Annotated in this window: 26 protein-coding genes; 18 read left to right on the top strand and 8 right to left on the bottom strand. The window is 37.5% G+C overall.

What is annotated here, in order from left to right:
- Positions 1-6 precede the first annotated feature (6 nt).
- From ETP70_RS06515 to glmU, 3 genes are all read right to left on the bottom strand, one after another.
- Complete coding sequence (locus ETP70_RS06515; protein WP_151900423.1) at positions 7-369, bottom strand: hypothetical protein; 363 nt, start codon at positions 367-369, stop codon at positions 7-9.
- A complete protein-coding gene (locus ETP70_RS06510; RefSeq protein WP_151900422.1) occupies positions 351-533 on the bottom strand; it encodes a hypothetical protein in 183 nt (60 codons plus the stop codon). The genes ETP70_RS06515 and ETP70_RS06510 overlap by 19 nt, the downstream gene beginning before the upstream one ends.
- A 72-nt stretch (positions 534-605) precedes the next feature.
- Positions 606-1,910: a bifunctional UDP-N-acetylglucosamine diphosphorylase/glucosamine-1-phosphate N-acetyltransferase GlmU gene (gene glmU, locus ETP70_RS06505; RefSeq protein WP_151900421.1), complete on the bottom strand. Its 1,305-nt coding sequence runs from the start codon at positions 1,908-1,910 to the stop codon at positions 606-608.
- Between the two features lie 336 nt (positions 1,911-2,246).
- Here glmU and ETP70_RS06500 point away from each other — a divergent pair, with 336 nt between their 5' ends.
- The 14 genes from ETP70_RS06500 (at position 2,247) to ETP70_RS06435 (ending at position 17,172) form a co-directional block, all read left to right on the top strand.
- Entirely contained in the window at positions 2,247-3,842 is a 1,596-nt protein-coding gene (locus ETP70_RS06500) for a phosphoethanolamine transferase (RefSeq protein WP_151900420.1), read from the top strand.
- Positions 3,832-4,512, top strand: a complete 681-nt coding sequence (locus ETP70_RS06495; protein ID WP_151900419.1) for a phosphatase PAP2 family protein — start codon at positions 3,832-3,834, stop codon at positions 4,510-4,512. Before ETP70_RS06500 ends, ETP70_RS06495 begins: the two co-directional genes overlap by 11 nt.
- A gap of 48 nt (positions 4,513-4,560) precedes the next feature.
- Positions 4,561-5,325 (top strand): motility protein A, encoded by a 765-nt coding sequence (locus ETP70_RS06490; RefSeq protein WP_151900418.1) that lies wholly within the window; start codon positions 4,561-4,563, stop codon positions 5,323-5,325.
- 12 nt (positions 5,326-5,337) lie between these two features.
- Positions 5,338-6,117: a flagellar motor protein MotB gene (locus ETP70_RS06485; RefSeq protein ID WP_151900417.1), complete on the top strand. Its 780-nt coding sequence runs from the start codon at positions 5,338-5,340 to the stop codon at positions 6,115-6,117.
- On the top strand, positions 6,114-6,851 hold the full coding sequence (gene fliP / locus ETP70_RS06480; protein ID WP_151900416.1) for a flagellar type III secretion system pore protein FliP: 738 nt from the start codon (positions 6,114-6,116) through the stop codon (positions 6,849-6,851). The genes ETP70_RS06485 and fliP overlap by 4 nt, the downstream gene beginning before the upstream one ends.
- A 21-nt stretch (positions 6,852-6,872) precedes the next feature.
- Positions 6,873-7,988, top strand: coding sequence for a tRNA (uridine(54)-C5)-methyltransferase TrmA (gene trmA / locus ETP70_RS06475; protein ID WP_151900415.1), 1,116 nt, complete (start codon positions 6,873-6,875; stop codon positions 7,986-7,988).
- Positions 7,985-9,391 (top strand): COG3400 family protein, encoded by a 1,407-nt coding sequence (locus tag ETP70_RS06470; protein ID WP_151900414.1) that lies wholly within the window; start codon positions 7,985-7,987, stop codon positions 9,389-9,391. The genes trmA and ETP70_RS06470 overlap by 4 nt, the downstream gene beginning before the upstream one ends.
- A gap of 70 nt (positions 9,392-9,461) precedes the next feature.
- Positions 9,462-10,511 carry a 3-dehydroquinate synthase gene (gene aroB / locus ETP70_RS06465; RefSeq protein ID WP_151900413.1) on the top strand — a complete coding sequence of 350 codons (1,050 nt, stop codon included), beginning with the start codon at positions 9,462-9,464 and terminating at the stop codon, positions 10,509-10,511.
- The gene (locus ETP70_RS06460) at positions 10,511-12,142 is read left to right on the top strand and encodes a mechanosensitive ion channel domain-containing protein (RefSeq protein WP_151900412.1); all 1,632 of its coding nucleotides are present in this window, start codon (positions 10,511-10,513) and stop codon (positions 12,140-12,142) included. Before aroB ends, ETP70_RS06460 begins: the two co-directional genes overlap by 1 nt.
- Entirely contained in the window at positions 12,142-13,416 is a 1,275-nt protein-coding gene (gene mtaB / locus ETP70_RS06455; RefSeq protein WP_151900411.1) for a tRNA (N(6)-L-threonylcarbamoyladenosine(37)-C(2))-methylthiotransferase MtaB, read from the top strand. The genes ETP70_RS06460 and mtaB overlap by 1 nt, the downstream gene beginning before the upstream one ends.
- Positions 13,403-15,055: an AAA family ATPase gene (locus ETP70_RS06450; RefSeq protein ID WP_151900410.1), complete on the top strand. Its 1,653-nt coding sequence runs from the start codon at positions 13,403-13,405 to the stop codon at positions 15,053-15,055. Before mtaB ends, ETP70_RS06450 begins: the two co-directional genes overlap by 14 nt.
- The gene (gene bioV / locus ETP70_RS06445; protein WP_151900409.1) at positions 15,042-15,563 is read left to right on the top strand and encodes a pimelyl-ACP methyl ester esterase BioV; all 522 of its coding nucleotides are present in this window, start codon (positions 15,042-15,044) and stop codon (positions 15,561-15,563) included. The genes ETP70_RS06450 and bioV overlap by 14 nt, the downstream gene beginning before the upstream one ends.
- 140 nt (positions 15,564-15,703) lie before the next feature.
- Positions 15,704-16,237 carry a molybdopterin adenylyltransferase gene (gene mog, locus ETP70_RS06440; protein WP_151900408.1) on the top strand — a complete coding sequence of 178 codons (534 nt, stop codon included), beginning with the start codon at positions 15,704-15,706 and terminating at the stop codon, positions 16,235-16,237.
- A gap of 107 nt (positions 16,238-16,344) precedes the next feature.
- A complete protein-coding gene (locus ETP70_RS06435) occupies positions 16,345-17,172 on the top strand; it encodes a helix-turn-helix domain-containing protein (RefSeq protein WP_151900407.1) in 828 nt (275 codons plus the stop codon).
- A 7-nt stretch (positions 17,173-17,179) separates the two neighbouring features.
- Here the strand turns inward: ETP70_RS06435 and ETP70_RS06430 are convergent, their stop codons facing one another.
- Complete coding sequence (locus tag ETP70_RS06430) at positions 17,180-17,956, bottom strand: exodeoxyribonuclease III (protein ID WP_151900406.1); 777 nt, start codon at positions 17,954-17,956, stop codon at positions 17,180-17,182.
- Positions 17,957-18,088: 132 nt separating this feature from the next.
- On the opposite strand from ETP70_RS06430, the gene ETP70_RS06425 reads away from it, so the two are divergent.
- Positions 18,089-18,490: a hemerythrin family protein gene (locus ETP70_RS06425; protein WP_151900405.1), complete on the top strand. Its 402-nt coding sequence runs from the start codon at positions 18,089-18,091 to the stop codon at positions 18,488-18,490.
- A 37-nt stretch (positions 18,491-18,527) separates the two neighbouring features.
- Here the strand turns inward: ETP70_RS06425 and ETP70_RS06420 are convergent, their stop codons facing one another.
- From ETP70_RS06420 to ETP70_RS06405, 4 genes are all read right to left on the bottom strand, one after another.
- Positions 18,528-19,409: a CoB--CoM heterodisulfide reductase iron-sulfur subunit B family protein gene (locus ETP70_RS06420; protein WP_151900404.1), complete on the bottom strand. Its 882-nt coding sequence runs from the start codon at positions 19,407-19,409 to the stop codon at positions 18,528-18,530.
- 102 nt (positions 19,410-19,511) lie between these two features.
- Positions 19,512-20,492, bottom strand: coding sequence for a succinate dehydrogenase/fumarate reductase iron-sulfur subunit (locus tag ETP70_RS06415; protein WP_151900403.1), 981 nt, complete (start codon positions 20,490-20,492; stop codon positions 19,512-19,514).
- Positions 20,493-20,501: 9 nt separating this feature from the next.
- Positions 20,502-22,214 (bottom strand): succinate dehydrogenase flavoprotein subunit, encoded by a 1,713-nt coding sequence (gene sdhA, locus ETP70_RS06410; RefSeq protein ID WP_151900402.1) that lies wholly within the window; start codon positions 22,212-22,214, stop codon positions 20,502-20,504.
- A 125-nt stretch (positions 22,215-22,339) separates the two neighbouring features.
- Complete coding sequence (locus ETP70_RS06405) at positions 22,340-23,551, bottom strand: GGDEF domain-containing protein (protein WP_151900401.1); 1,212 nt, start codon at positions 23,549-23,551, stop codon at positions 22,340-22,342.
- An 84-nt stretch (positions 23,552-23,635) separates the two neighbouring features.
- Between ETP70_RS06405 and ETP70_RS06400 the strand changes: the two genes are divergently transcribed.
- From ETP70_RS06400 to ETP70_RS06390, 3 genes are read left to right on the top strand one after another with little or no spacing between them, the layout of a single operon-like run.
- On the top strand, positions 23,636-24,454 hold the full coding sequence (locus ETP70_RS06400; protein ID WP_151900400.1) for a thiamine-phosphate kinase: 819 nt from the start codon (positions 23,636-23,638) through the stop codon (positions 24,452-24,454).
- Between the two features lie 13 nt (positions 24,455-24,467).
- Positions 24,468-25,544 carry a tRNA pseudouridine(13) synthase TruD gene (truD, locus tag ETP70_RS06395; RefSeq protein WP_151900399.1) on the top strand — a complete coding sequence of 359 codons (1,077 nt, stop codon included), beginning with the start codon at positions 24,468-24,470 and terminating at the stop codon, positions 25,542-25,544.
- A complete protein-coding gene (locus ETP70_RS06390; RefSeq protein WP_151900398.1) occupies positions 25,537-26,364 on the top strand; it encodes a phosphatidylserine decarboxylase in 828 nt (275 codons plus the stop codon). Before truD ends, ETP70_RS06390 begins: the two co-directional genes overlap by 8 nt.
- The last annotated feature ends 27 nt before the right edge of the window (positions 26,365-26,391 follow it).

Genomic DNA, 26,391 nt, shown 5'->3' with positions numbered 1-26,391 from the left:
TTTTGTCTAACTGGTGAGATCAGCTGCTATATTTTCCAGTGTTTGTTTTTCGGTTTTTTCTTCACAGTTGATACCTTTGTCTTCAAGAGATTTTATTATCATTAAGACATAAGCATCAAAGGGTTTGAGAAGCGAACTGCTTAAACCTCTTCCTGGCTCAATATTCTGGGGAATAATCGCAAGAAGCGTGACTTTTGGTAAAGTTTCTCCTTGCCTCTCAAGCAAATTAAGACACCCGAGTACTCCGGTTTCGTCATCATCTTCATTTGTGCTGAAACTGCGAAAGGTCTCCATAGGGAACTGATACATTGAACCTGGAGCATCCTCAATTCCGATGACATCAAGGACAATTATTTCTTGATATTCCATAAATATATTGAGCAGTTTTTTCCTTCAACTCCGCCGTGAATAATATCCACCCTGGGTTGAAAAGTGTAGTTGGACTCCAGATATTTACTCGCATATAAAGCGATACCTTCATCTTTGTGTAATGTATTTCCGATACTTAAAATAGCAATTTGTTTTTTATTCATGTGGCATTCTAACAAAATTTTTTACTTACAAAATAAAGAAATTGAAATAAGTGAAGTTTTTTATGCAAATGTCTATTTCTTCCCAAAAAACTTATAATAAAAATCTTTTACAAGGCGCATTTTTGTCCGGCTGAGAACCAGATTACCGCTTTTAATTTTGCCGCTTGTTACTGTCGTTCCTGCCGCTATCATCACGTCATCTTCTATGGTTATTGGGGCTACAAGATGGGAGTCGCTGCCGATGAAGACATTCTTGCCGATGACTGTTTTGTATTTTTTCACGCCGTCATAGTTACATGTAATGGTTCCCGCACCTACGTTTGTGCCTTCGTCTATCTCAGCATCGCCCAAATAACTCAAATGTCCGGCTTTTACCCCTTTGAGGGTTGATTTTTTTACTTCTACAAAATTCCCGATGTGGGTGTTTTCTATGTTTGAAAGCGGTCTTAAATGCGCCATCGGTCCACAGTCGGAGTTTTTCATTATACTCTCTTCTACAACGCTGCCAGCTTTTATATGGGAGTTGATGATTTTGCTTTTTCCGGTAATGCGACAGCCGTTTTCTACGATGCACTCTCCCTCAAAAACAACATCTTCTTCTATATAAATCGTTGCAGGAAGCTGCATCGTCACACCTGCGTTCATCCATTTTGTGCGAATTCTGTTTTGCATGATCTCTTCGGCATCTGCGAGGTCTTTTTTGGAATTGACCCCCTTAAACTGTTCTTCATCAACAAGCAGAGGAACAATGCTGGACTCATCCTCATTTGCCATGGCTATAATATCGGTAAGATAGTATTCCTGTTGCGCATTGTCATTGCTTAAATCAGGAATATATCGCTCCAAAATTACTTTTGAAAAGGCATAGACTCCGGCATTGACGGTTGTGACATTGAGTTCTGCTTCATCAGCGTCTTTTTGTTCTACAATGTATTCAACATGATTGTTTCGTATAATGACGCGACCGTATCCGTCAGGGTTTTCAAGATCAAAAATACTCATGATGATATCTGCTTCAAGTTCCAAAAAGCCTTTGAGTGCATCGGCTGTAATGAGTGGCATATCTCCGTTAAGAACCAACACCTTGTCATATTTTGGTTCTACCTGCATCATGGCTCCGCCGGTTCCTGGAAAATTTTGAGCGTCTTGTTCGACAAAGCGAATGTTTTCAAAATAATTTTGCATTGTTTCAATAACCGCTTCTTTTTGATGGGCAACCACTACGGTAATATCATCAGAAATTTTACGGGACTCTTTTATAATATGGTAGAGCATAGGTTTTCCGCTGATTGAATGTAAAACCTTTGCTTGCGATGATTTCATACGGCTGCCTTTGCCGGCTGCCAAAATTATTATGCTTATTTTCTCATTTTTCATGTCTGCTCTTTATCTGTTTTTTATGTATCAAAACTCAGTTATGTTTTAGTAACCTGGGTTTTAACCTCAATGCCATTAAGTTAAGCGGCTTTTTCGGAACCCGTACTTCAGTGCGGGCTTTGTGCCTTTCAAAACTAAGGCCTAGGTTAAAACCTAGGTTCCAAAAGAATATCGAACTTTTTTCTTAACTTGATGCATTGGCACTAAAGTACGGGTCCCAACAAGTTACTTTAAAGTGTAATGTTACCATTATTTAATTATAAAGTGTATAATTTCAAACTTATTTATGTTTGCTTACATGTAATAAGATATTTTATACTAAAGAAGATTTTCCCCTTGAAAAAAATTACACAAACACAACTCATCATCTATGTCAGCATATTTTTTATTCTATTTGATAATTACAGCTTTTTTCACAATGTCTTGCAGGTCTATCCGCTGAACTGGCACAATATAGGCTTTTTGATTTCCCTTGCGGTTATTCTAGTCTTTTTTATGATATTTCTACTGAGTCTGGTTTGTTATAAATACACACTCAAACCGATTTTGATTACACTTTTGCTGGTTTCATCACTGACAAACTATTTTATGAACAGTTATCATGTGGTGATTGATGCAAGTATGATTCGAAATACCCTGCAGACAAATATGCACGAATCACTGGATCTGGTCACGCTCAAACAGGTGCTGTATTTTGTCTTTTTAGGTCTTTTGCCTTCTTATTTCGTATATAAGGCAAAAATTGCGTATAGACCTTTTAAGCAGGAATTTTTCGCACGTTTAAAACTCATAGGGCTCTCTTTGGCGGTTATTGTCGCGTCATTCTTTTTGTTTAGCAAATTTTATACATCTTTTGTCAGAGAGCATAAGCCCCTGCGCTATTCGATAAATCCGGCATACTGGATGTATTCCATCGGAAAGTATATCAATCTGACATTTAACAGCGGTCCGCTTGTTGTCAAACCGATAGGACTTGATGCCAAAATAGTCAATGACGACAATCGCAAAAAACTTGTTATTATGGTTGTGGGTGAAGCAGCGCGAGCGGATCATTTTAGTCTCAACGGCTATAAAAGAGAGACAAACCCTCTGCTTGCGCAGGATGACATCGTGGATTTTCCAAATTTTTACTCCTGTGGCACTTCTACTGCTGCATCTGTGCCGTGTATGTTTGCGAAATACGGCAAATCAGACTACAGCTACAAAAAAGGCATCAGCACAGAAAATGTGCTGGATGTGTTAAAGCATACAAATGATGTAGCGATTCTTTGGCGAGACAATAACTCTGACTCCAAAGGCGTAGCACTGCGTGTGCCGTATGAAGATTATAAAATTCCCAAAAACAACACTGTGTGCGCAGACGGAGAGTGCCGAGATGTCGGTATGCTCGTCGGACTTGACAAATTTATACAAAAGAACAAAGGAAAAAATATTTTAATTGTGCTGCATCAGATGGGAAATCACGGCCCTGCCTATTATAAACGTTACCCAAAAGCGTTCGAGAAGTTTACGCCTACATGTAAAACAAACCAGTTGGAAAACTGCACACAGCAAGAGATAACAAATGCCTATGACAATGCTATTTTGTATACCGATTATTTTTTAGACAAGACGATAAATTTTTTAAAAAAATATGAGAATAAATACGATACAGCTATGATATATATGAGCGACCACGGAGAGAGTCTGGGCGAGGGCGGTGTCTATCTGCACGGACTTCCTTACTTTATGGCTCCTGATGCGCAGGTGCATATCGGTGCGTTGATGTGGTTTGGAAAAAATATGGCAAAAAAAGTGGATGAAGATGCCTTGCGAAAACGTAAAGATGAAAAATATACACAAGATGATCTTTTTCATACATTACTGGGCATATTTGATGTGCATACAAAAGAGTATAACAAAAAGCTGGATATTTTAAAAGATGAACATTAACCAGCAACTCGTTGTTACTTTTATACTTCTGCTTTTTAGCATCATTTTTTTCGGGATAAGCGATGTAGATTTGCGCCTGCAAGATCAGTTTTTTGATTTTACGACGCATAAATGGGTTCTTTTTTGGGGTGAGCAGCCTTACAAGTTTATATTTTACGACGGTATTAAAAAACTTCTCATTGCCTTTGCTGTGAGTCTGTTGCTTGCACTTATCTTTTTTAGAAAAACAAAACTGGTCAATGACTACAAAAGAGGCATGATTATTGTCATACTTTCTGCTATATTTGTGCCGCTTATTGCAAGTTCTATAAAAGGAGAGACAAATATGCCCTGTCCCAAAGATGAAGTAAGATATGGCGGAGTGTATCCCAGAACGGCAGTCTGGCAAAATTATACTCACGAATTTAAACTGCATCATCACAAAAGCAAATGCTGGCCTGCCGGACATGCAAGCGGCGGATTTGCGCTTTTGAGCCTGATATTTTTATTTCACAAACGGAGAAACAAAATCATTGCCTCTGCAGTTGCTTTGACAATCGGGTGGAGTATGGGGCTGTATAAAATGGTTATCGGCGATCATTTTTTCAGCCATACGGTCATTACAATGATACTTGCATGGCTGATTATATTACTCATCGCAAAGATAGTCAATAAAATTTACTCTTTATAATAATTGTGCTATTATAATGTAATTATAAATTTTTCATAAGGTTTTTGGATGGATTTAGGTACGGTCATTGGTATTGTTTTGATTATGGCTCTTTTGCTCGGGGCCATGACAATGGGTGTTGGTGTCGGTGCATATATCGATATTCCTTCTGTTTTAATTGTTGTCGGCGGTAGTATCGGGGCTTTGATGATCTCCTTTAAACCGGCGCAAATGAAAAAATTTACCAAAGTTTTTATGAAAGCTATCAAACCTGCCGAAGAGGATGTGGGTGAGCTTATCAAAAAACTGGTAGAGTTTGCAACCAAGGCAAGAAAAGACGGTATTTTGGCATTGGAAAGTGATGTCAACAATGAAGAGAACGAATTCTTGAAAAAAGGGCTCTCCATGGCAATTGACGGCAGTGAACCTGATACGATTCGTGATTTGCTTGAAATTGACATGGAACAGACAAGTACCCGCCATAAGATTCATGCTTCTATATTTAACCAGTGGGCAGGGCTTGCCGGTGCGATGGGTATGATCGGAACGCTCATCGGACTTGTTGCCATGCTTTTAAATATGGCAGATCCTTCTGCAATTGGTCCATCAATGGCAGTTGCTTTGCTTACAACCATGTACGGTGCAATGATAGGTAATATATTCGGAACACCGATTTACAATATCCTGACTATCAGAAATGATGAAGAGACTATGCTTAAAGAGATGATCCTTGAGGGTATCATGTCTATTCAGTCCGGTGATGCGCCTAGAGTGCTTGAAGCAAAACTGCTTGCCTATCTGGCTCCTGCTGACCGTGTCAGTCAGTTTGAATAACGGACAGCACTGATGGGTAAAAAAAAGTGTCCTGAATGCGAGGAGTGCCTCCCTGCATGGCTCGCGGCGTTTGGAGACTTAATGTCTCTGCTTCTGTGTTTTTTCGTTTTGCTGCTTTCCATGTCAAGTATGGATGCAAAAAAGATTTCAGAAGCGATCGGTTCACTCTCAGGGGCGATGAGTGTTCTTGAGGGCGGTACGCAAACAGAAATTTCAAAAAAAAGAATGCTTGAAGCCACGCCTATAGACTCTCAGGACGAAACGAGTGAAGTGGTCAACAGAGTACAGCAGGCTGCAACTGATGCGAATGAGATGATGGAAAAAACACAGTCTCCTGCGATTACCGTAAAAGAGGCTCAGGACGGTTTTGTTATAAAACTGCCGGCAACACTGTTGTTCAAACCAGGCAGTGCAACGATAGAAAACCAGGACGCTTTGTTGTTTTTGAAGCGGATTACGCTTATTATTCAAGAGTTGCCAAATGATATGCTTGTGGATGTACAGGGACATACTGATGACAGAGATCCCGGACCGAACAGTCCTTATAAGGACAATTGGGAACTCTCAACTGCAAGAGCGCTGGCGGTTTTGCATGAGTTGATTTTAGACGGTGTTGATCCTGCACGTTTGAGTGCAACAGGTTTTGCACAGTATCAGCCCATAGCGACCAATGCAACAGCCACAGGAAGAGAAAAAAACAGAAGAGTTGAATTGCATTTTTATGGCAAAAAAAGTGAAGAAGCGCAAAATATCAACAATTCTATTTTAGATAAAACAGTCGAGAAAAAATGATAAGAGTTCTTTTTTTACTTTTGGCATTGAGTGCTTTGGGTTTTGGGGCAGAATCGCCTGTTGTGCCTACAATGAATCTCAGCCTTTCTGCTCCTGATACACCGCAACAGCTTGTTTCTTCTCTTAATGTACTCGTTGTTCTTACCTTGCTTTTTTTAGCTCCTTCGATGGTACTTGTAATGACAACATTTACACGATTTGTCATTGTGTTCGGGTTTTTACGTCAGGCACTCGGTACCCAACAGGTTCCTCCGACGCAGCTTCTTGTCATGCTTGCAATGATTTTGACTTTTTTTGTGATGGAACCCATAGGAACAAAAGCCTATGAGCAGGGTATCAAGCCTTACATAGCCAAGGATATAGGGTATGAAGAGGCTTTTACCAAAACTACTCTGCCTTTTAAAAATTTTATGATTAGAAATACCAGAGAAAAAGATCTGGCGCTCTTTTTGCGTATACGAAAAATGGAAAATCCGAAAACTGTGGCAGATGTTCCTCTCTCAATTGTTATTCCTGCCTTTATCATCAGTGAATTAAAAACCGCTTTTGAGATAGGCTTTTTGCTCTTTTTGCCTTTTTTGGTCATAGATATGGTCGTGGCCTCTATTTTGATGTCTATGGGTATGATGATGCTGCCTCCTGTTATGATCTCTCTGCCTTTCAAAATACTTGTTTTTGTATTGATTGACGGCTGGAATTTACTGATAGGCAATTTGATTGCCTCCGTAAAATAAATATTTTCTAAGGATGTAAAATTGGATTGTAAATATTTTGGCGAATGTGGTGCCTGCAGAGTCTATGAAGATGGGTATGAAGTGCAACTCAATGAAAAAGTACAGATAAACAAAGAAAGATTTTCTCCTTACTTTGACGGAGATATTTCTGTGTATAAATCCCTGGATGAACATTATCGTGCACGAAGCGAGTTCAAAATATGGCACTCTGGCGATGAGATATCCTATGCGATGAACCATATTGACAAAAAAGGGGTTGTTCTGATAGAGGAATGCCCCCAGGTCAATGAATATATCGCTGAATTGATGCCAAAACTGCTCTCAGCCATACAAAAACATGAGATAGGCTTTAAGCTTTTCGGTGCAGATTTTTTAAGTGCAAGCTCGGGAGAAATAGTAGTTTCACTATTGTATCACAGGGCTTTGGATGAAGCATGGCAGAAAAAAGCAACAGAAATAGCAGAAGATTTGAATATATATATCATAGGCAGGTCGCGCAAACAAAAAGTTGTGGTCGGACAGGATTATGTCACGGAAACTTTACATGTAAACAAGGATGTCTATAAGTTTAAACATATTGAAAACAGTTTTACCCAGCCAAATCCGAGAGTAAACGAACAGATGATTGTCTGGGCAAGCGACAGGTTTTCAGATACGAAAAATGATCTGCTTGAGCTTTACTGCGGGGCAGGAAACTTTACTATACCTTTTGCAAAAAAATTCAACAAAGTACTGGCAACAGAAATATCCAAATCCTCCATCAATGCGGCAAAAGAAAATATGGTTTTAAACCAGGTAGAGAACATAGAATTTGTCCGTATGAGTGTTGAGGATTTTGTCGGAGCACTTGACGGCGTAAGAGAGTACAGAAGAATGAAAGATATTGATATCAACAGCTACAATATCAACTCTGTTTTTGTAGATCCTCCACGAAGCGGAATGGGCGAATACTCATGCAAATTTGTCTCAAGGTATGATCATATAGTCTATATTTCATGTAATCCGCTGACTCTCCTGGATGATTTGGAAATATTGTGCCAAACACATCAGGTGACAGACATGGCGCTTTTTGACCAGTTTCCCTACACACATCATGTTGAAATGGGTGTGAAACTTATTAAAAAAGATCTCAAATGAAAAAAATACTGATAATAAGCAGCGGACCGATAGGACAACACTTTATTCAACGGGTCGCAGAGACATATACGAGTGAAAATATATACTATATAGTACAGACAAAAGAGAAAAAATTCAAAGATGCAAGCCCTGCACGGTTTAAATTTTACGAGTTTGATCCTACGAGTTTTTACAAACTGGCAAATTTGCTAAAAATGGAATTTATCCAGGTTGTTATAGCGATGGATAATCAGACTGAAGTGGAAAATACGATTAAAAATATTCGTGTTGTCAAAAAGCAGTTGCGGGTTGTTGTCTTAAATCAGTGGAATATGACCAATGAAGATCCGAATGTTGTACTCATCAATGCAAACGAGATTTTGGCCTCCCGTTTGTTGGATTACCTGCCAAATGTTCCGGTTATAGCACAGAATGTCGGTATAGGCGAGGGCGAAATAATGGAAGTGCTTGTGCCTTTTGGCAGTTCTTTTGTTTATCGGCATATTGGAGTGATTGAGCAGAAGAATTGGCGTATAGTTGCCATATACAGAAACAGAAAGCTCATTATGCCTTCGCGCAGACGCATGATACAGCCAAATGACACTCTTTTGCTTGTTGGTGAGCCGGCAGTTCTGCGTTCTGTATACAAAGCGATCAAGCGTGAACTCGGACAGTTCCCTGAGCCTTTTGGAACAAATATTCTTTTATATATAGATATGAATATTGTAAATCACTCAAATATTCTTGGGCTTGTGCACCATGCAATGTATATACATGAAAAATTCAAACATGACCTTGTTATAAAAATTGTAAACCCTTCAGATATTGATATTATTGAAAAAATCAAGGATTTAAGAGATCTGGATATTGTTGTCGAGATAGATTATGACAGTATTAATCTGCGATCTGCATTTTTGCATGACGTAAAGTCGTATCATGTCGGACTGGTGATTGTATCAAGAGAAATGTTTGCCGATTATCATGTGAGAAAATGTTTGTATGATGTACATGTACCGGTACTGAAACTCTCAGAAAAATCTTTTTCCAAGGTGAAAGATGTCGCTTTGATACTCTCAGACAACAGAGACCTGGAAAAAATATCTGCTACGATTTTTGATATAGCCGAGCAGCTGAATTTCAATATAGAACTTTATAATTATATCAACGAGCACCAGGATGAAAAAGAACAGGTCATTGAGCATTTTTATAATCTTTCAACGATTTTTTCCAAGTCAATCAAAGTCTTCAAAGAAAATGAAAACCCGATTCGGCTCCTGAAGCACAAAGAAAATTTTATACAGATTATTCCTTTTACAAACAAACTCACAACACGCCATATTTATGCTCTTTTTTCAACTGACAGTGAAAAACTCTATTTTAAACTGGATGATTTTCATCAAATTTTTATACCTGTACAGCTATAAACAGCGTTAATTTATTCCTTTTTTAGTAAAAGTTAAGTATTATCTAGCATATTATAATTTTGGATAGACAATGCAGGTAAACATCCCTTTAAAACAAACAGTTGACAACTCATATGACATTACTATAGATACGATTAAAAAAGTTCATTTTGATAAAAAAGTAGCTATTATTACCAACCCGAAAGTGGCCGGACTTCATCTGGCATACTTCCTTTCAAAAATATCAGCAAAAGAACTTTATATTATTACAGTACCTGACGGAGAAGAGTATAAAAACCAGGATTCTGTTGATTTGATATTGGAGTCTTTGTTTAACCACCGTTTTAACAGAAAATCAATGCTTATTGCTTTTGGAGGCGGCGTTATAGGAGATATGACAGGATATACGGCAAGTATATACCAGCGTGGGATTGATTTTGTGCAGGTACCTACAACACTGCTTTCTCAGGTAGATGCCAGTGTAGGCGGAAAAACAGGTATAAATAACAAGTATGGAAAAAATCTAATAGGTGCTTTTCATCAGCCCAAAGCTGTCTATATTGACCCTCATTTTTTATCGACACTTCCCAAGCGGGAATTTGGAGCCGGTGTTGCCGAGATTATCAAAATGGCAGTAACCTTTAACAGAAATTTCTTTGAATTTTTAGAAACAGCCGATCTGCACGATAAAGAAGTTTTGCAAGAAGCCATCAAACAGGCTGTACAGACAAAAGCAGATGTTGTCGCCAAAGACGAAAAAGAGCATGGACTGAGAGCTGCTCTGAATTACGGGCATACATTTGGACATGTCATTGAAAACGAAACAAAGTACAAAACATATTTGCATGGTGAAGCAGTAGCCATCGGTATGGTGATGGCGAACGAAGTTGCTGTGGCTATGAACCTGATGACGCCACAGGAGGCACAGAGGGTAAAAGAGCTTTTGCAAAAGTATGATTTGCCGACTTCTTATACCATCGAAGATGTCAACAGTTTTTATGAAACATTCTTCCTGGATAAAAAAAGTCTGGATGCTTCTGTAACGTTTATCATCCCCGTAGGCATTGGTGGCGTAAAAATTACAGATAAAGTTGATAAAGAGTTGATTCTCAGTGTTCTTCGTACATTTGGAAACAACTGATGCTGTTAAAGTCTTTCATTTTTACTGTTAGTATACTTTTTGCTTCTTTGTTGCAGGCAGATATTTCTGTTGAACAAAATGCCACAGATACAACAAAAGAAGAAGCACTTGCATTTGAACAGACAAAAGCATATGAACAGCAGATAAACACCATTGAGTCGGATATATCTGATGAAAACATGTGGATGAAAAGTTATTCTTCCTACCTGACATCTATGGATGTGAAGCATAATCTTGATGCCATTAAAAAAAGAATCAGGTATCTTGCAAAACATGCTAAAACAGATGCCGACAAAGATGAACTCATCGCCTTGATATCAAAAGAAAATATTTTGGCTTCACAGATTGAAAAATTAAAAGGCACCAACAGTTCTGCACCGTTTTCAGAACTGATAACGCCGCCAAATATCGACAAAGTACCGGAAATAAACAATCCTTTTGATATTCTTACCGGTCTGTCTATGATAAAAACACTCAATGCTAATCTTGAAGAGTACAAGAAAAAAAGAGAAAGTCTGATAGATTTGATCAGCAAATTAAAACAAGAGAAAAAGATTTATAAAAAAATTCTGCAGCTGCAGCCAAAAAACAAAAAATATGCTCAGATATACAGAAACAAACTTGCACAGCTTGAGATGTTTGAACAGGCACTTGATACTATGAATGTAACAATGAATGTCTATCAAAAACGCCTGGATATTGCAGAGATAAACATCAACAAAGGCATTGAAAAACAGGTTTACAGACTGATAAAAATAGGCATGGCAATACTGTTCGTATTTTTTATATTTTTTCTTTTAAAGCTGGTTGTCAAGAAATATATTACAGATAACGAACGTTTTTATATGGCAAACAAAATCATCACATTTACAAATTTCATCATTATAATTTTGATTCTGTTTTTTAACTATATTGAAAACGCTTCCTATCTTGTAACAATCCTTGGATTTGCTTCAGCAGGTATAGCCATTGCGATGAAAGACTGGTTCATGTCGATGCTGGGCTGGCTTGTTATCGTCTTTGGCGGAAGTATACATGTAGGGGACAGAATCCGTGTAGATATGGGAGGGATGAAATATGTCGGCGATGTTTTAGATATTTCGCTCCTTCGTATGACGATTTTGGAAGATATAACTTTGACATCTATCATGCACAACAGAAGAGCAGGCCGTATTATATTTATACCGAACAACTATATTTTTACCCAGATGATTGCAAACTATACACATAATTCGCTCAAGACGGTTTGGGATGGTGTAAAGATTACGATTACCTTTGACTCCAACCATAAGAAAGCTATGCATATAGTCAAAGAAATTACTAAGAAATTTTCTAAGGGTTATACGGATATTACAAGAAAACAGCTTAACAAACTCAGACAGCATTATAATTTGAAAAACACCAACGTAGAACCAAGAATCTACTCTTTTATAGAGTCAAACGGTATAGACATAGAAGCCTGGTATCTTACCAATGCCTATGCTACTTTAACACTCAGAAGTGTCATTTCAACGGAAATTTTGGATGCATTCAGGGAAGCGGATGATATTACGATAGCGTATCCTACACAGAAGTTACATGTATCTATGCAGAGTGAATCACCGAGTGCACATAACGGAGAAATAGTCTAATGCAGAGTAAAAAAAATGTCCGCGGGGCAAAAAAAGTATATTTTAAAACATTTGGCTGCCGAACAAATCTTTATGATTCTCAGGTTATGATGAGTTCATTAAAAGAGTATGAAATAACCCAAAATGAAGCAGAAGCCGATGTCATCGTTATAAACTCCTGCACGGTTACCAATGGTGCCGATACCCATGTGCGTTCCTATATTTCACAGGTAGAAAAAAACAACAATGGTGCAAAGCTTTTTCTAACCGGTTGCGGTGCCCATACCAAGGGAGAGTCTCTTTTAAAAGAGAACCGTATCCACGGAGTTTTCGGTCAGAGTGAAAAGCAGAAGATAGATGCACTTTTGGCAAAAGAAAAACCCTTTTACGAACCGGGTGATCTGAACCATATAGACGATATGGTTGTGGATGAGTTTGTAGGCAAAAGCAGAGCTTTTATAAAAATACAGGAGGGATGTAATTTTCGCTGTTCTTACTGTATCATTCCCTATGTACGAGGTGATGCCAGAAGTATGGATGAAAATAGAATTTTAGAGCAGGTCGCAAGACTTGCCCTGAACGGTTTCGGCGAATTTATCCTAACCGGTACGAATGTCGGCAGTTACGGGCAGGATACAAAAACATCTTTGGCAAAACTTATGAAAAAAATGTCTCAAATTCGTGGTGTCAGACGCATACGTCTTGGCAGTGTTGAACCTGTTCAGATTACAGATGAATTTAAAGAGATTTTGGATGAGCCGTGGATGGAAAAGCATATGCACATTGCTTTGCAACACACCTCGCCAAAAATGTTAAAACTGATGAACAGAAGAAATGTTTACAAGCAGGATAAAGCATTGTTTGAACTTCTGGCAGAAAAGGGATACGCAATAGGCACAGATTTTATAACAGGGCATCCGGGGGAGAGTGAAGATTTATGGCGAGAAGCTATGCAAAATGCAAGAGATTTGCCTTTGACACACATTCATGCTTTTACCTATTCAAAGCGTGATGGCACACCTTCTGCCACTATGAAGCCGGAGGTAAACGGCAAAACAGCAAAAGAGAGACTGCACGAATTGCAAGAGTTGATTCAACAGAAAAATTTTGATTTCAGAAAGGCTTACAGGGGAGAGCTTGAGGTGCTGATAGAGTCTTGTAAAGAAGGATTCTATCACGGGCTTGATCAGCATTTTAATAAAATTGTTGTAGAGTCTCAAGAAGATCTGGTTGGAAACTGGATTACTGTTACCAACTATGAAGTAAAAAAGGACTTCAATTATGCCAGAATCTAAAACAAACAGAATTGCGATTTATGTATCGGCCTTTATTATTATAATATTAATTTTATTTGCTCTGCTTCGGGACAATGCTGATGCCATAACCCTGAAACAGGCCAAAGAACTGTTGCAAAACCATAATGTTGAAAAGGTTGTTGCTACGAAACAATATGTTTACCTAAAAACAAAAAAAGGATATTATAAAATCCCTTTTTCACAGGTAACACCTAATATGTTTGCTGATTATAAAGTGGAAGTTGACAATGAATCAAATATATTGCTTTATCTGTTACTGTTTATACTGGTTTTGGGACTTGGTTCTTTAGCTTTTAGAAAATGGCAAAAAAAATCATTCAGAGAAATTTTTACTGCAAATGAACTCAAAAATGATACAAATCTTTCTTCTTCTGAGGGAAATACTCACATTGAAGCGATAAAAAGTGATGTGAGTTTTGATGATATAGGCGGTATCAGCGATGTTAAAGTGGAACTTGAAGAGATTATAGATTTCATGAAAAATCCAAAGCGATACAAAAGTTTTGGTGCGCGTATGCCAAAAGGAGTGCTTTTAATAGGACCTCCCGGTGTTGGAAAAACGATGATAGCAAAAGCGGTTGCGCATGAAGCGGGTGTGCCTTTTTATTATCAGAGCGGGGCATCATTTGTGCAGATTTATGTCGGTATGGGGGCTAAACGTGTGCATGAACTTTTTGCAGCAGCGAAAAAAAATGCACCTTCTATTATATTTATAGATGAAATCGACGCCGTAGGAAAAAAGAGAGACGGCAACAGAAATGATGAAAGAGAAGCAACTCTGAATCAGCTTTTGACTGAAATGGACGGATTTGAAGGCTCAAGCGGAGTGATTGTTATTGCTGCGACTAACAAAATAGATGTTTTAGACTCGGCACTGCTGCGTGCAGGACGTTTTGACAGACGGATTTTTGTAGAACTTCCGACCAAACGAGAACGTGAAGCGATTTTGATGAAGTATCTGGAAAAAGTACCGCACGAGCTGGATGTCAAAACAATAGCAAATATGACTGTGGGATTTAACGGTGCCGCACTGGCAGCACTTGTGAATGAGGCGGCTTTGTTGGCTTTGAGACAGAATGATTTTCATGTTACTTTGGAACATTTTGAGCAGGTAAAAGACAAAGTGATGTTTGGAAAGAAAAAACTTCAAATGCTCAATGAAAGACAAAAAGCATTCCGGGCAACCTATCAGGCCGGAAAGGTAGTGCTGGCAACCTATTATGATATAGCTTTTGAAAAACTGATGCTTTCAAACGAAAAGCTGACACCTGCTACGGATGAGCCGTTTATAAAACAGGAACTTGAATCTCGGGTGAAAATGCTTTTAGCCGGAATAGCTGCCTGTGACATAAAGTACAATGAGCATGCAAGCAGTGCCAAAGATGATCTGGATGAAGCAAAAAAACTTGTGAAAAAAATGTGTGAAGAGTATGGTATGTGCTCGTCATTACTGCCGGATGAAAAAGAGCAGGAACTCCTGCTTAAAAGGCTTTACGAAGAGAGCCGTGTATTACTTGAATCTCTTTTGAAAGTGCTTGAAAAAATCGAATATGTTCTTTTGGAACGTGAAAGTATTAGTAAAACCGAAGTAAAAGAGTATTTAAATGAAGTTTTTTAGCGGATTTTCTTTAAAAAATGAAAAATACTTTTTTGACCCTTACATGTATAAAAGTGATTTTACCGTAAGCGGTTTCAGTTACGGAGCGATAAAAGCTTTTGAGTTTACATGTAAAGCTTTGGAAGAGGGGAAAAGAGTAGATACTTTACAGCTTTTTTCACCGGCTTTTTTTCAAAGTAAAAATGAAAAGTTTAAGAAACTGCAGCTGATGGCATACAGGAAAAATGAAAACGTCTATTTGCAACAGTTTATAAATGCCTGTTTTTTGCCATATGAGAGAAAAGAAGTAGAACGCAGTGTGACAGTATTGGAAGAGCTGGATGAACTTTTAAACTATGAATGGGATATACAGAAATTATATACACTGGCAGGTAAAGGGGTAACAATTGAAGTCTATTTAGGTGGAAAAGACCAGATAGTTGATACGAAGAGTGCCAAAGAATTTTTTCTGGATGTGGCAACGGTTACATACATAAAAGAGGCAAATCACTTTTTGCAGGTTTCATGAAATTTTACCGTATATAAATGCCTAAAACTCCGAGGGCAAATCCTCCCGTTGGTCTGAGCCTCTACGCTTTAGGCATTTATATACTAGCTCCGTGAAATAAAAGAGTGAATATTGATTATTAAAATAAAAAGGAAAAAAATATGAGTGAAATAAAAATAGGTGTAATAACTGCAAGTGACAGAGCAAGTAAAGGAATTTATGAGGATATAAGCGGAGTGGCTATTCAAGACACGATGAAAGAGTATTTAAAAAGTGAATTTGAAATAGTTTACAGATGTATTCCCGATGAGCAGGATGTGCTTGAAGCAACAATGAAAGAGTTGTGTGATGATGCAGGATGCTGCCTGGTTGTGACAACCGGCGGAACAGGTCCGGCACTTCGTGATGTGACACCCGAAGCGACTGAAAATGTATGTGAGAAGATGATGCCGGGTTTTGGTGAACTGATGCGTCAGGTAAGTTTGCAGTATGTTCCAACAGCTATACTTTCTCGTCAAACAGCAGGAATCAGAGGTAAAAGTTTAATTATTAATTTACCGGGAAAACCAAAATCAATCAGAGAGTGTCTTGATGCGGTTTTTCCTGCCGTTCCCTATTGTATAGATCTTATTGAAGGTCCGTTTATAGAAACAAACGAGGATGTTATAAAGGCATTTAGACCTAAATCAAAGTAAAGAATATATAAATTATTGTTTAATAATAATTATTATGTCGTATAAGTACAAGTAAAAACCTTCCTACTTCTGATACAATGGGTTAAATAAAATCCAATTGGTGATATATGAAGTATGAAGTATTTTTACCAGATATCAAACTCAGCAGCATAATTAAGTGCTATGTTGTTATATATGATTTTACTTTACTCTCTGATATGCTTTTTCTGCCAAATGGCGGGAACTTTATAGTTTTTAACAGAGGTATTACCGGCTACTCACTTCTTAATAATAAAAAATATCAGATTCCGAAAGGTTATTTTGCAAGTATAAAAACGGCTAAATCCCAAAAAAGCATTTTGGACTTAGAAAACATTCCGCAGGTTGAACCTGCTGTTATGATACTCGCTGAACTTTTGCCAATAGGTTTCTATAAGTTATTTAAAAAAGATGCTGCTTCTCTTTATAACCACTATCTTCCTCTTGAAACCACAGTGATCAATAAATACTTTTCCAAACTCTATATGCATAAAAGTATGGAGCAGGATATTTGTTATCTGGATGATGCTTTTTTACAAATGTATAATGACCAAAATAATTCTAGAGAATTTATAGAGGATATTTTGGAGAGAATTGAAGAGTATAATTATGAAGTGACTGTAGAAGAGTTGGCACAGGAGTTTGCCTGCAGCCGGCGTACTATAGAGCGTCAGTTTAAAAAATTCATTGGTCTTTCTCCCAAAAAATTTATTTTTGTCTGTAAGTTTTATCAGATTTTTATGGAATATATTTCTGATGGAAAGAAATTCAATGACACCCAGTACATATATAACGACAATGCACATTTAAACAAAGTCTTTCATAATATAGTCGGCCTGTCTCCCAGTCAGACTTTTGAAGATATAAATAAAAAACACACACTCAATGTATATCAGTTAAAAGTTTCAGAAGTCTGATCAATGATTAAAAAACAATTTTAATGCCTACAGGACAGTGGTCTGAACCTTCTATATAATCCAAAATAAAAGCATCTTCAAGATTTTCCGCCAAATCTTCAGATATGAAAAAATAATCAATGCGCCAGCCGACATTTTTTACTCTTGCATTGGAACGGTAGGACCACCAGCTGTATGCGTCTGTTTTGTCTCCATGGACATATCTGAATGTATCTATATATCCATGATCTAAAAATTTGTCTATCCATTCTCTTTCTATTGGGAGAAAACCGGATGTCTTGGCATTTGCTTTTGGATTTTTCAAATCTATTTCACGGTGTGCGGTATTTACATCTCCACATACAATAATACTTTTTCCCTCATCTTTGAGCTTTTCACAATAGGCTAAAAAATCATCATAAAATTTCATCTTATAGGCAAGACGCTCTTCATCCTTCTGACCGTTTGGAAAATAAACATTAAAAAGAACGATATCTCCATAATGTGTCTCAATGATACGTCCTTCATGCTTTGTATCAATGTCATTACATGGTGAGGTATAATCACTCTTTAGCATACTAAAAGTGGCTGTTCCGCTGTACCCTTTTCGTTCTCCGGAATTAATGACAACTTCTGTGAACTCTTTTTCAAACAGATTGTCTGGAATTTGCTCTTTTTGTGCTTTTATCTCTTGCAGGCATAAAATATCTGTGCTTCTTTCATCTATCCATTTAAGCGCTTCTTTGTTAGCTACAGCACGTATTCCGTTAACATTCCATGATATTATTTCTATTGAATCTGACATATAAGACCTGTACTTTTTTTTCAAAATTATAGCACAAGTCTGAGAGTACAATAGAAAAAAGTTGATGTAAATCAATCTGACAAGAATACTCTAATGTTATAATATTTTTTTATAAAAGTAAAAGGGATTAAAATGTTAATAGAATCAAAAGATGTACAACAGGTATCAAATGCAATGATGAATATTTTGCATGAAGAAGAGATAGAAATAATTAATAATTTTCACGATGCGGTACTTGCCAAAGATATTAAAAAAATAGATGAACTTTTTCAGGTTGTTTTGTTTGATGTTGAGGACCACTTCACAACAGAAGAAGATATGATGGAAGAGAGTAACTTTTATGCAATGCAAATGCATAAGAGCGAACATGACACAATGAGAGGAAAAATAAAAGATTTGTTAGAAGAGTGGAATGAAAACAAAGACCCTCAGGCAATACAGACTTTTTTGGAAGAGGAATTCAAACACTGGATTGTTTTACATGTAGCACGATGGGATTCTGAGACTGCAATGCATATCGGTGATACAATGTAATGTAAATTTCCTAAACCAGGCAGTTTAGGAAATTTTTTTAAACAAAGTCTACTTTTGCCAAGTGATGGTTGAGACCAAGTTCAGCCGGAGTACAACCAAGTGCAAGTCCAACCATTTGCTGCATATGCAGTACAGGAAGTTCTACTTCACGACCGATCGCTTCACTTGCATGTGCAGTCTGCGTATCAAGTTTAAGGTGACAAAGCGGACATGGTGTTACCATCCAGTCGGCATTGCCATCCATCGCACCGGCAATAGCATTTCCTGTTAAAACTGCTGCAGTATGGGGTGCCTGCAATTCAACATGAAAACCACAGCATTTGTTTTTTTCATCATAATCGACAGTCTCCCCGCCACAGGCAATGATTAAGTCATCAAGTGAAGTAGGATTATAAGGGTTTTCAGCAGTTTTATGTGTTTCGTTTTGCAATTCTGAAGGGCGGATATTATGGCAACCGTAAAATGGTGCAATATTAAACTGACTTAGCGGTGTAACAACCATCTCTTTGAGTTTATCAAGTCCAAAATCATCAATAATTGCATATAAAAAGTGTGTAACATCAGAAGTACCTTTATACTCGAGACCTACTTCTGCAAGTTTTTCATTGACTTTTGCTTTGAGCTCTTCGTTGTTGTCAAGTCTGTGCTTTGTCATTGCAGTATTGAGCTGACAGGTATTACAGATAGTAACCATTGTAAGCCCGTGTTTTTCAGCATAGGCAATGTTTCTGGCATTTAAAACCAAAGATAAAAAGTCATCATAGTCTTGAAGATGGGATGCGCCACAACATGAAGCCTCAGTCAGTTCCACAAGTTCTATTCCCAGTTTTTCAGCAACTGCCATAGTTGACATCATTTGTTCAGGAGTACTTTGTTTTGCAGTACATCCTGTAAAAAGTGCGTATTTTAGTTTTTCCATTTATATTTCCTTACATTCTCACATTTATTGAACAAAGTCCAATAAATATTCAATCACTAAAGTTTTTTACTATTAGTAAAAAAGTAGCTTTTAGCTACACTCCTAAAACTTTACAGTTGATGAAGATTTTACAAGTTTTTGAATCTCATCAAGATTTTGGGATTTTGTGATACCCCACGGCGGAACAATTTTACCTTTTGTAAACATTTTAAATGCAACAGGTATATGTTTAACAATTGCCGGACCTTCAGAGTAGAGGACAAGTCCACCTTCATCAAGTACACCGTTTTTCATAATTGACTTTTTAAAGCCGACGGCATGACGAACTGCAACATTGTTTTTGGCAATACCTTCCTGGAAAGCCATTTGGTGCAGTTTTGTAATTTTACCAATAGGATTAATCTCTTTTGGACAGGCTTCGGCACATTCAAAACATTTTACACAGTCCCAGACACCCTGTTTCTCTTCATTGACATCTGCGAGTCTTGATGTTGAGTTGTCCCGTACATCGGCACTGAAGCGATATGCTGCTGCAAAAGCGGCAGGACCGAAGAAATCTTCATTGATTTCAACGGCAGGACAGGCATAGTGACAGGCACCGCATTGGATACAAAGATCTGCTTCGTCAAGTTTTTCGGCATCTTCAGGTGATACAAGGTTTTCAGACTCCGGATTTTCATCAATATCTGCAACAAGGTATGGTGTGACAGCAGCGTGTTTTTCCCAGAAGTCACCTTTGTCTATAATCATGTCTTTGACAGCTCTTTTTTTACTCAGTGGTTCAATAACAAGCTCATTGCCGAAAAGCTCTACCATATCATTCATGCTCTCTTTACAGGCAAGGGTCGATCTTCCGTTTACTTTTATGGCACAGGTTCCGCAGATACCGTGACGGCAGCTTCTTCTGTATGAAAAACTTCCGTCATGATCCCATTTTATTCTGTTTAGTATATCCAATACAACTTCTTCAGAAGTCACTTCCATATCGTAATTTTCATAATATGGAAGGTAGTCTTCATCAGCATTAAAGCGAAATACTTTGAAGTTTACTTTTTGCGTAGTTATTTTATGTTCTGTACTCATAAGTTATCCTTAGTAATTTCTTTCTTTGAGTTCATGTTTGCCAAGAACAACATCCATATAATCCAATGTAATGTTCCCATTCTCATCCATATATGCCATAGTGTGTTTTAGAAAGTTTTCATCATCACGTTTTTCAAAATCTTCTCTGTAGTGTGCACCGCGACTCTCTTCTCTGGCAATAGCACTCTCAACAATAAACAAAGAGTAATCAAGCATATGCCCGAACTCCAAAGCTTCCTGCAGCTCTGTGTTAAATACTTTTGACTTGTCTTTTATACGTACATTTTTAAATCTTTTACGAAGTTCTTTTACTGTGTCAATTGCGATTTGCAAAGTCTCTTTGCTTCTAAATGCACCTGCATTTGCAGTCATACACTGTTGCAGCTCTTCTCTTAGGACAGGCACGCTTTCATTTCCGTTATTATTGAGTAAAAATTCAATTTCTTTGAGTGCTGTCGCCGCATCCTCTTCACTTGCTTTGCGAAGTTCAATAGTATCTACATCCCGTACCATTGTTTTACCGACAAAACGACCAAAGAGAAGGGCTTCAAGCACAGAATTTGCACCCAGGCGGTTTGCACCGTGTACTGATACACAAGAGCACTCACCTGCGGCATAAAAACCTTCTATAAATTCTTCATTGTTTTTACGGGCATGTCCGTCAATATCTACAGGAATACCACCCATAGAGTAGTGTGCCGTAGCAGAAATCAAAATAGGCTCTTTTATCATATCAAGGCCTAAAAATGTCATCGCAAGTTCACGAAGTTCAGGAAGTTTATTCATAATAAGTTCTTTCCCAAGATGTGTTACGTCAAGATATACAGCATCTTTTCTCGGTCCGACACCACGGCCTTCTCTGATCTCATTTAAAATTGCACGCGCAACAACATCACGTGATGCAAGTTCAAGAGCGTTTGGAGCATATTTCTCCATAAATCGTTCGCCTTTGGAGTTATAAAGACGGCCACCCTCACCACGAGCTGCTTCAGAAATTAAAACACCGTTTCCGGAAAGTCCTGATGGGTGAAACTGAACAAATTCCATATCTTCAAGAGGAAGACCGTGACGGGCTACAATTGAGAGTCCGTCACCTGTATTTGCATGGGCATTTGAGTTGATTTTATAGGCACGGGCATACCCGCCTGTTGCAAACATGACAGTTTTTGCATTAAAAACAGCCATTTGCATATCACGAATATTATAGGCAACGACACCTGATACTTTGCCGTCTTTATAGATGATATCAGCTGCATACCATTCATCCCAAAATTTTACACCGACACGATACGCCTGTTCATATACTGTTTGTAAAAGTGTTAACCCTGTTCTGTCTTTTGCAAAACATGCACGAGGTGATGATTGTCCTCCAAAAGGGCGCTGTGCAATTTTACCGTCAGGTTTTCTGCTAAAAGCAGCACCCATTCTCTCTGCCCATCTGATTGTTTCAGGTGCATTTTTACACATAAATTCTACGGCGTCCTGGTCTGCCAGATAGTCAGATCCTTTTACAGTGTCAAATTCATGAAGTTCAACACTGTCTTCATCACTAAATGCTGCGTTGATTCCACCTTGAGCTGCACCGGAGTGACTTCTCAAAGGATGTACCTTTGTTATAACAGCAACTTTTTTTCCTGCATTTTGCAATTCTCTTGCTGCTGCACATCCTGCAAGGCCTGCACCAACTATAATCGCATCGTAAGTATAAATAGGAATACTCATTAACCCATCCTTCAATAAAGAACTAAAATAATGCTGATTATAGCGTGAATAGTCTTAGGCTAGGTTAAATGCAGTATTTGTTTTTGTGAAGTTTGTGTTTGTTACTATTTGAGACATGTGACTCTTTACATCTCTCTTTGGGCTAAGTCTCTTAGTTGGAAAATTCTATTGTTCCCTGTTGTTTTTGCATATTCTAAAATTTCCTTTGCCTGTTTTATTGCCTCTTCAAGTGAAGTGTTGTTCGGTTTGATGACAAATCCGCCTGTTACAGTTATATGTATAGGACCGTGACCAGGTGCATTAAATTTGAGTTCAGAAATACTCTCTCGTATTATTTCCATATCTTTGAAAAGCTGTTCTTTCGATGAGCGTGAAAGAACGACTGTAAATTGATTGTAGTCTGTTCTCGCGATGACATCTATGGGTTGCTCATGCAAAGAAACAGTGTAAGCAACTTTACGCAGTATTGCCTGTGTGACTTCCTGGGTAAAGGCTCTGTTGGATTTTGAAAAATTATCCACCTCAAGAACAGTAACAGCTGTAAAGTTGCTGTCTTTGAGTCCTTTTTTTGCTCCATAAGAGTTTACAAGACCTTTGTAGTTGTTTATTTCTGTTACAGGATCAAGCATGCTGGGGTTGTTCTGAACAACAGTTTTTCTGTTCATCCTCAGTGCAATAGCGTCAGCCTCGAGTGAAAAAATTTCATAATCGCTTTTAGTTTTATCAACCTGAAACAGGTACTCAATATCCTGTAAAATGGCCGTCAGCATTTTTCTGTACCAAAATGTTGCAAATAAAATAAGAAAGAAAGTGATAATTACCAGGATTTTTATAATATCAAATTTTTGCTGATTATAGGTTAGACTTTTAAACAGCATAGTATCTATCTGCTGTATTATTTCATTCAGTGATCTGTCTAATTCTGCTTTTGCTTCTTTTGCAAGTTTTTTATTTTTTGATCCGACATAATATTTATGTGCCGCATTGTTAAATTTGTCAGTTAGTACAGAAAGTCTTTGTAAGTCATCAAAATACTCTTTCTCATTTCTCAGTATATATCTGTCTGTAATGTTGTATTTATAAAGCATTTTCAGTTTGTCGATTTCTTGATGCAGCTGTGTGCTTTTTCCGTTAAACTGTATAAGTGCCAGTTCTATATCGTCCGTATCCAAGTGTGTGAGTGTTTGAATAATCTTTTTTTGATTGTTCAAATTATTGACTTTATCAAAAGAGAGTTGTTCTTCAAATGTAAGCAAAACAGCCAAAGACGCCAAAAAGAAGATAAAAAGCAGATAAAATTTTAAGTGTTCAAAAATTCTTTTAATAGAATATTTCATAGTATGTTTTTCCTAATAATGTTATAATGGCGTTATATTCTATATCGGCAGTAATTAATATATGCTTAATAAAAAGAAGTCTTATTGAATTTAGAAAATTATTTTATATCACAATTTAACAGTAAACACATTGGTGACGACGGTGCATTGATTGACAATATTGTCTATTCCAAAGATGCATTTTTTGAAAACGTGCATTTTAAACGCAGCTGGATGAGTTGTTTCCAAATTGCCCAAAAAGCAATGCTTGTAAATATTTCTGATGCGGTTGCAATGAATGCTGTGCCGAAATATGCACTGTTAAGTGTTGCAATGCCAAAGAATATGACAAAAGCAGAAATGAAAGATTTGGCTGACGGATTTAAATCAGTCGCAAAGCAGTACAATATAGAAATTATCGGCGGTGATACAATCAGCAATACAAAGCTTGATATCACTGTAACCGTTATTTCCAAAACAAAAAAGCCACTCTTGCGCACCAGAGTCAGAGAAAATTATCTTTTTGCTTTTACCGGGGAGCTTGGGCGCTCGGCAAAAGATTTGAAAAAACTGCAAAACCTGGGGAAAATCCACAGAAAATCAAAATTTGTTCATATCAGATTAAGAAATGATTTTGTCACCAAAAGTATAAATGTTTTAAAAGCGGGTATGGATATATCGGATGGTTTATGCAGTGATTTGGGTAAAATTGCATCACTGAACAAAACAGGCGTGCAGTTTATAAAAAAAATACCTAAGCATATTGCATGTAGCGGGGAAGAGTATGAAATGCTGATTGCTTTTGATGCAAGGGATCTCAAAAAAATCAAAATGTATGCCAGACAAACCAGAACAAAACTGACAGTTTTTGCAAAAGCTGTAAGAAACAAATATACAAACAGATGTAAAGCACATCATTTTTAAGGAACAGAGAAATATGGACAGATTTTATTCACTTGCACATGCAAGTATTGATTTTCACTTTAAACAGACTCCCCGTGATTTTGTAGTTGAGGAGATACCTTTATATGAATTTTCGGGAGAAGGGGAGCATTTAATACTGCAGGTAAGAAAGAAGAACCTCTCTACAAATGAAATGATAGGACAAATTGCCCGTTATCTGGGTATAAAAAACAAAGAAATAGGCTATGCCGGGCTTAAGGATAAAAATGCGATGACAGTGCAGTATATCTCTTTGCATAAAAAACATGAAGAGGCTTTGGAAAATTTCAATTTTGACGGAATAAAAATTCTTTCAAAAACATACCATAACAACAAGTTGAGAATAGGGCATCTAAAAGGCAATCGTTTTTATATTAAGCTGAAAAAGGTCAATCCTACAAGTGCTGAAAAAATTGATGAAGCATTAAAAAATATAGAAAAATTCGGGTTGCCGAATTTTTTCGGGTATCAAAGATTCGGAAATGACGGAGATAACCATATTCTGGGAGAAAAGTTGGCAAAAGGAGAGGCAAGAGAGCGTAATCCCAGAGTCAAACGTCTCCTTATAAATGCTTATCAGAGTCATCTGTTTAATCTTTGGCTCTCTAGAAGACTTGAGATCAATACGCTTGTGAACAGTTTTAAGGCTGAAGAGATCGAGAGTTTGTTAAACATGCCAAACGAAGAAGTCAAAAAGATGAAAGAGCAGAAGCATCCTTTTAAACTTATCAGCGGTGATGTTATGGAACACTATCCGCACGGAAGACTTTTTGACTTTGAAGGCGCAAAAGAAGATTTAGAAAGATTTAATGCACGCGACATCTCTGTTACAGGACTTTTGTGCGGGAAAAAAGTACGCCATGCCACAGAAATTGCAGGAGACATTGAAAAAGACTATGATGATGAAATCAATGCTGACGGGGCCAGGCGCTATGCCTGGGTCTTTCCAACGGAGATAGAAGGGCGTTTCAACAAACACGAAGCACAGTATGAAATGAACTTCACACTCCCTAAAGGTTCGTATGCCACAGTTTTAATAGAAGAAATTGCCAAAAGGAAAATAAATGAATAAGAGACATATCACATCAGCCGTATCCCAGCTGTTCGGTAAATTTGCAAATAAAGAATTTCCGCACTGGTTTCAAAAAATTGTAAACTATTCCTATGTAAAACTGATGGGACTCGATATGAGTGAATTCCATGACCCGGGTACCTATAAGAGTCTGAACGCGCTCTTTACAAGAAGACTCAAAGAGCCAAGAAAATTTTCTTTGAATGCAGAAGATTTTATTGCACCCTGTGATTCTTTGATTACGGAGTGCGGCAGACTTATTGACGATTATGCTTTACAAATCAAAGGCATGCGCTATAAAACTGATAATTTGCTTGGAAAAAATTTTACACAGGCAGAAAAAGATTATGTGCATAACGGAGAATTTGTAAATTTTTATCTTTCTCCAAAAGACTATCATCGGTATCATATTCCGATGAATCTGCAGGTACTTAAAGCTGTACACATTCCGGGAAAATTTTATCCTGTTAATATCCCTTCGTTGAAAAAACGTTTGAATCTTTTTATAGAAAATGAGAGAGTTGTGCTGCTGTGTAAGACACAAGAAGGAAAATATTTTTACATTATCCTTGTGAGTGCATTGAATGTCGGCGTTATGAAAATAAGTTTTGAGACGCGTATACAGACAAATGCAGATGTACAAGAGGAACAGGTGTATGAGTTTGAAAACCTTTATCTTGACAAAGGTGAAGATTTTGGCTGTTTTGAAATGGGCTCTACCATTGTCATATTGGCCGAAGAAGATATGCTAAAACTTTTAGTCAAAGAAAATGACAAAGTAAAGTTTGGAGATACAATAGCAAAATATAACTCCAAATAATATTTTTTATTTATGTTACAAATATAC

It is taken from the genome of Sulfurimonas hydrogeniphila (assembly GCF_009068765.1).
In the GTDB taxonomy this organism is placed as follows: Bacteria; Campylobacterota; Campylobacteria; order Campylobacterales; family Sulfurimonadaceae; genus Sulfurimonas; species Sulfurimonas hydrogeniphila.
This window is presented reverse-complemented; position numbering and strand designations above follow the sequence as displayed.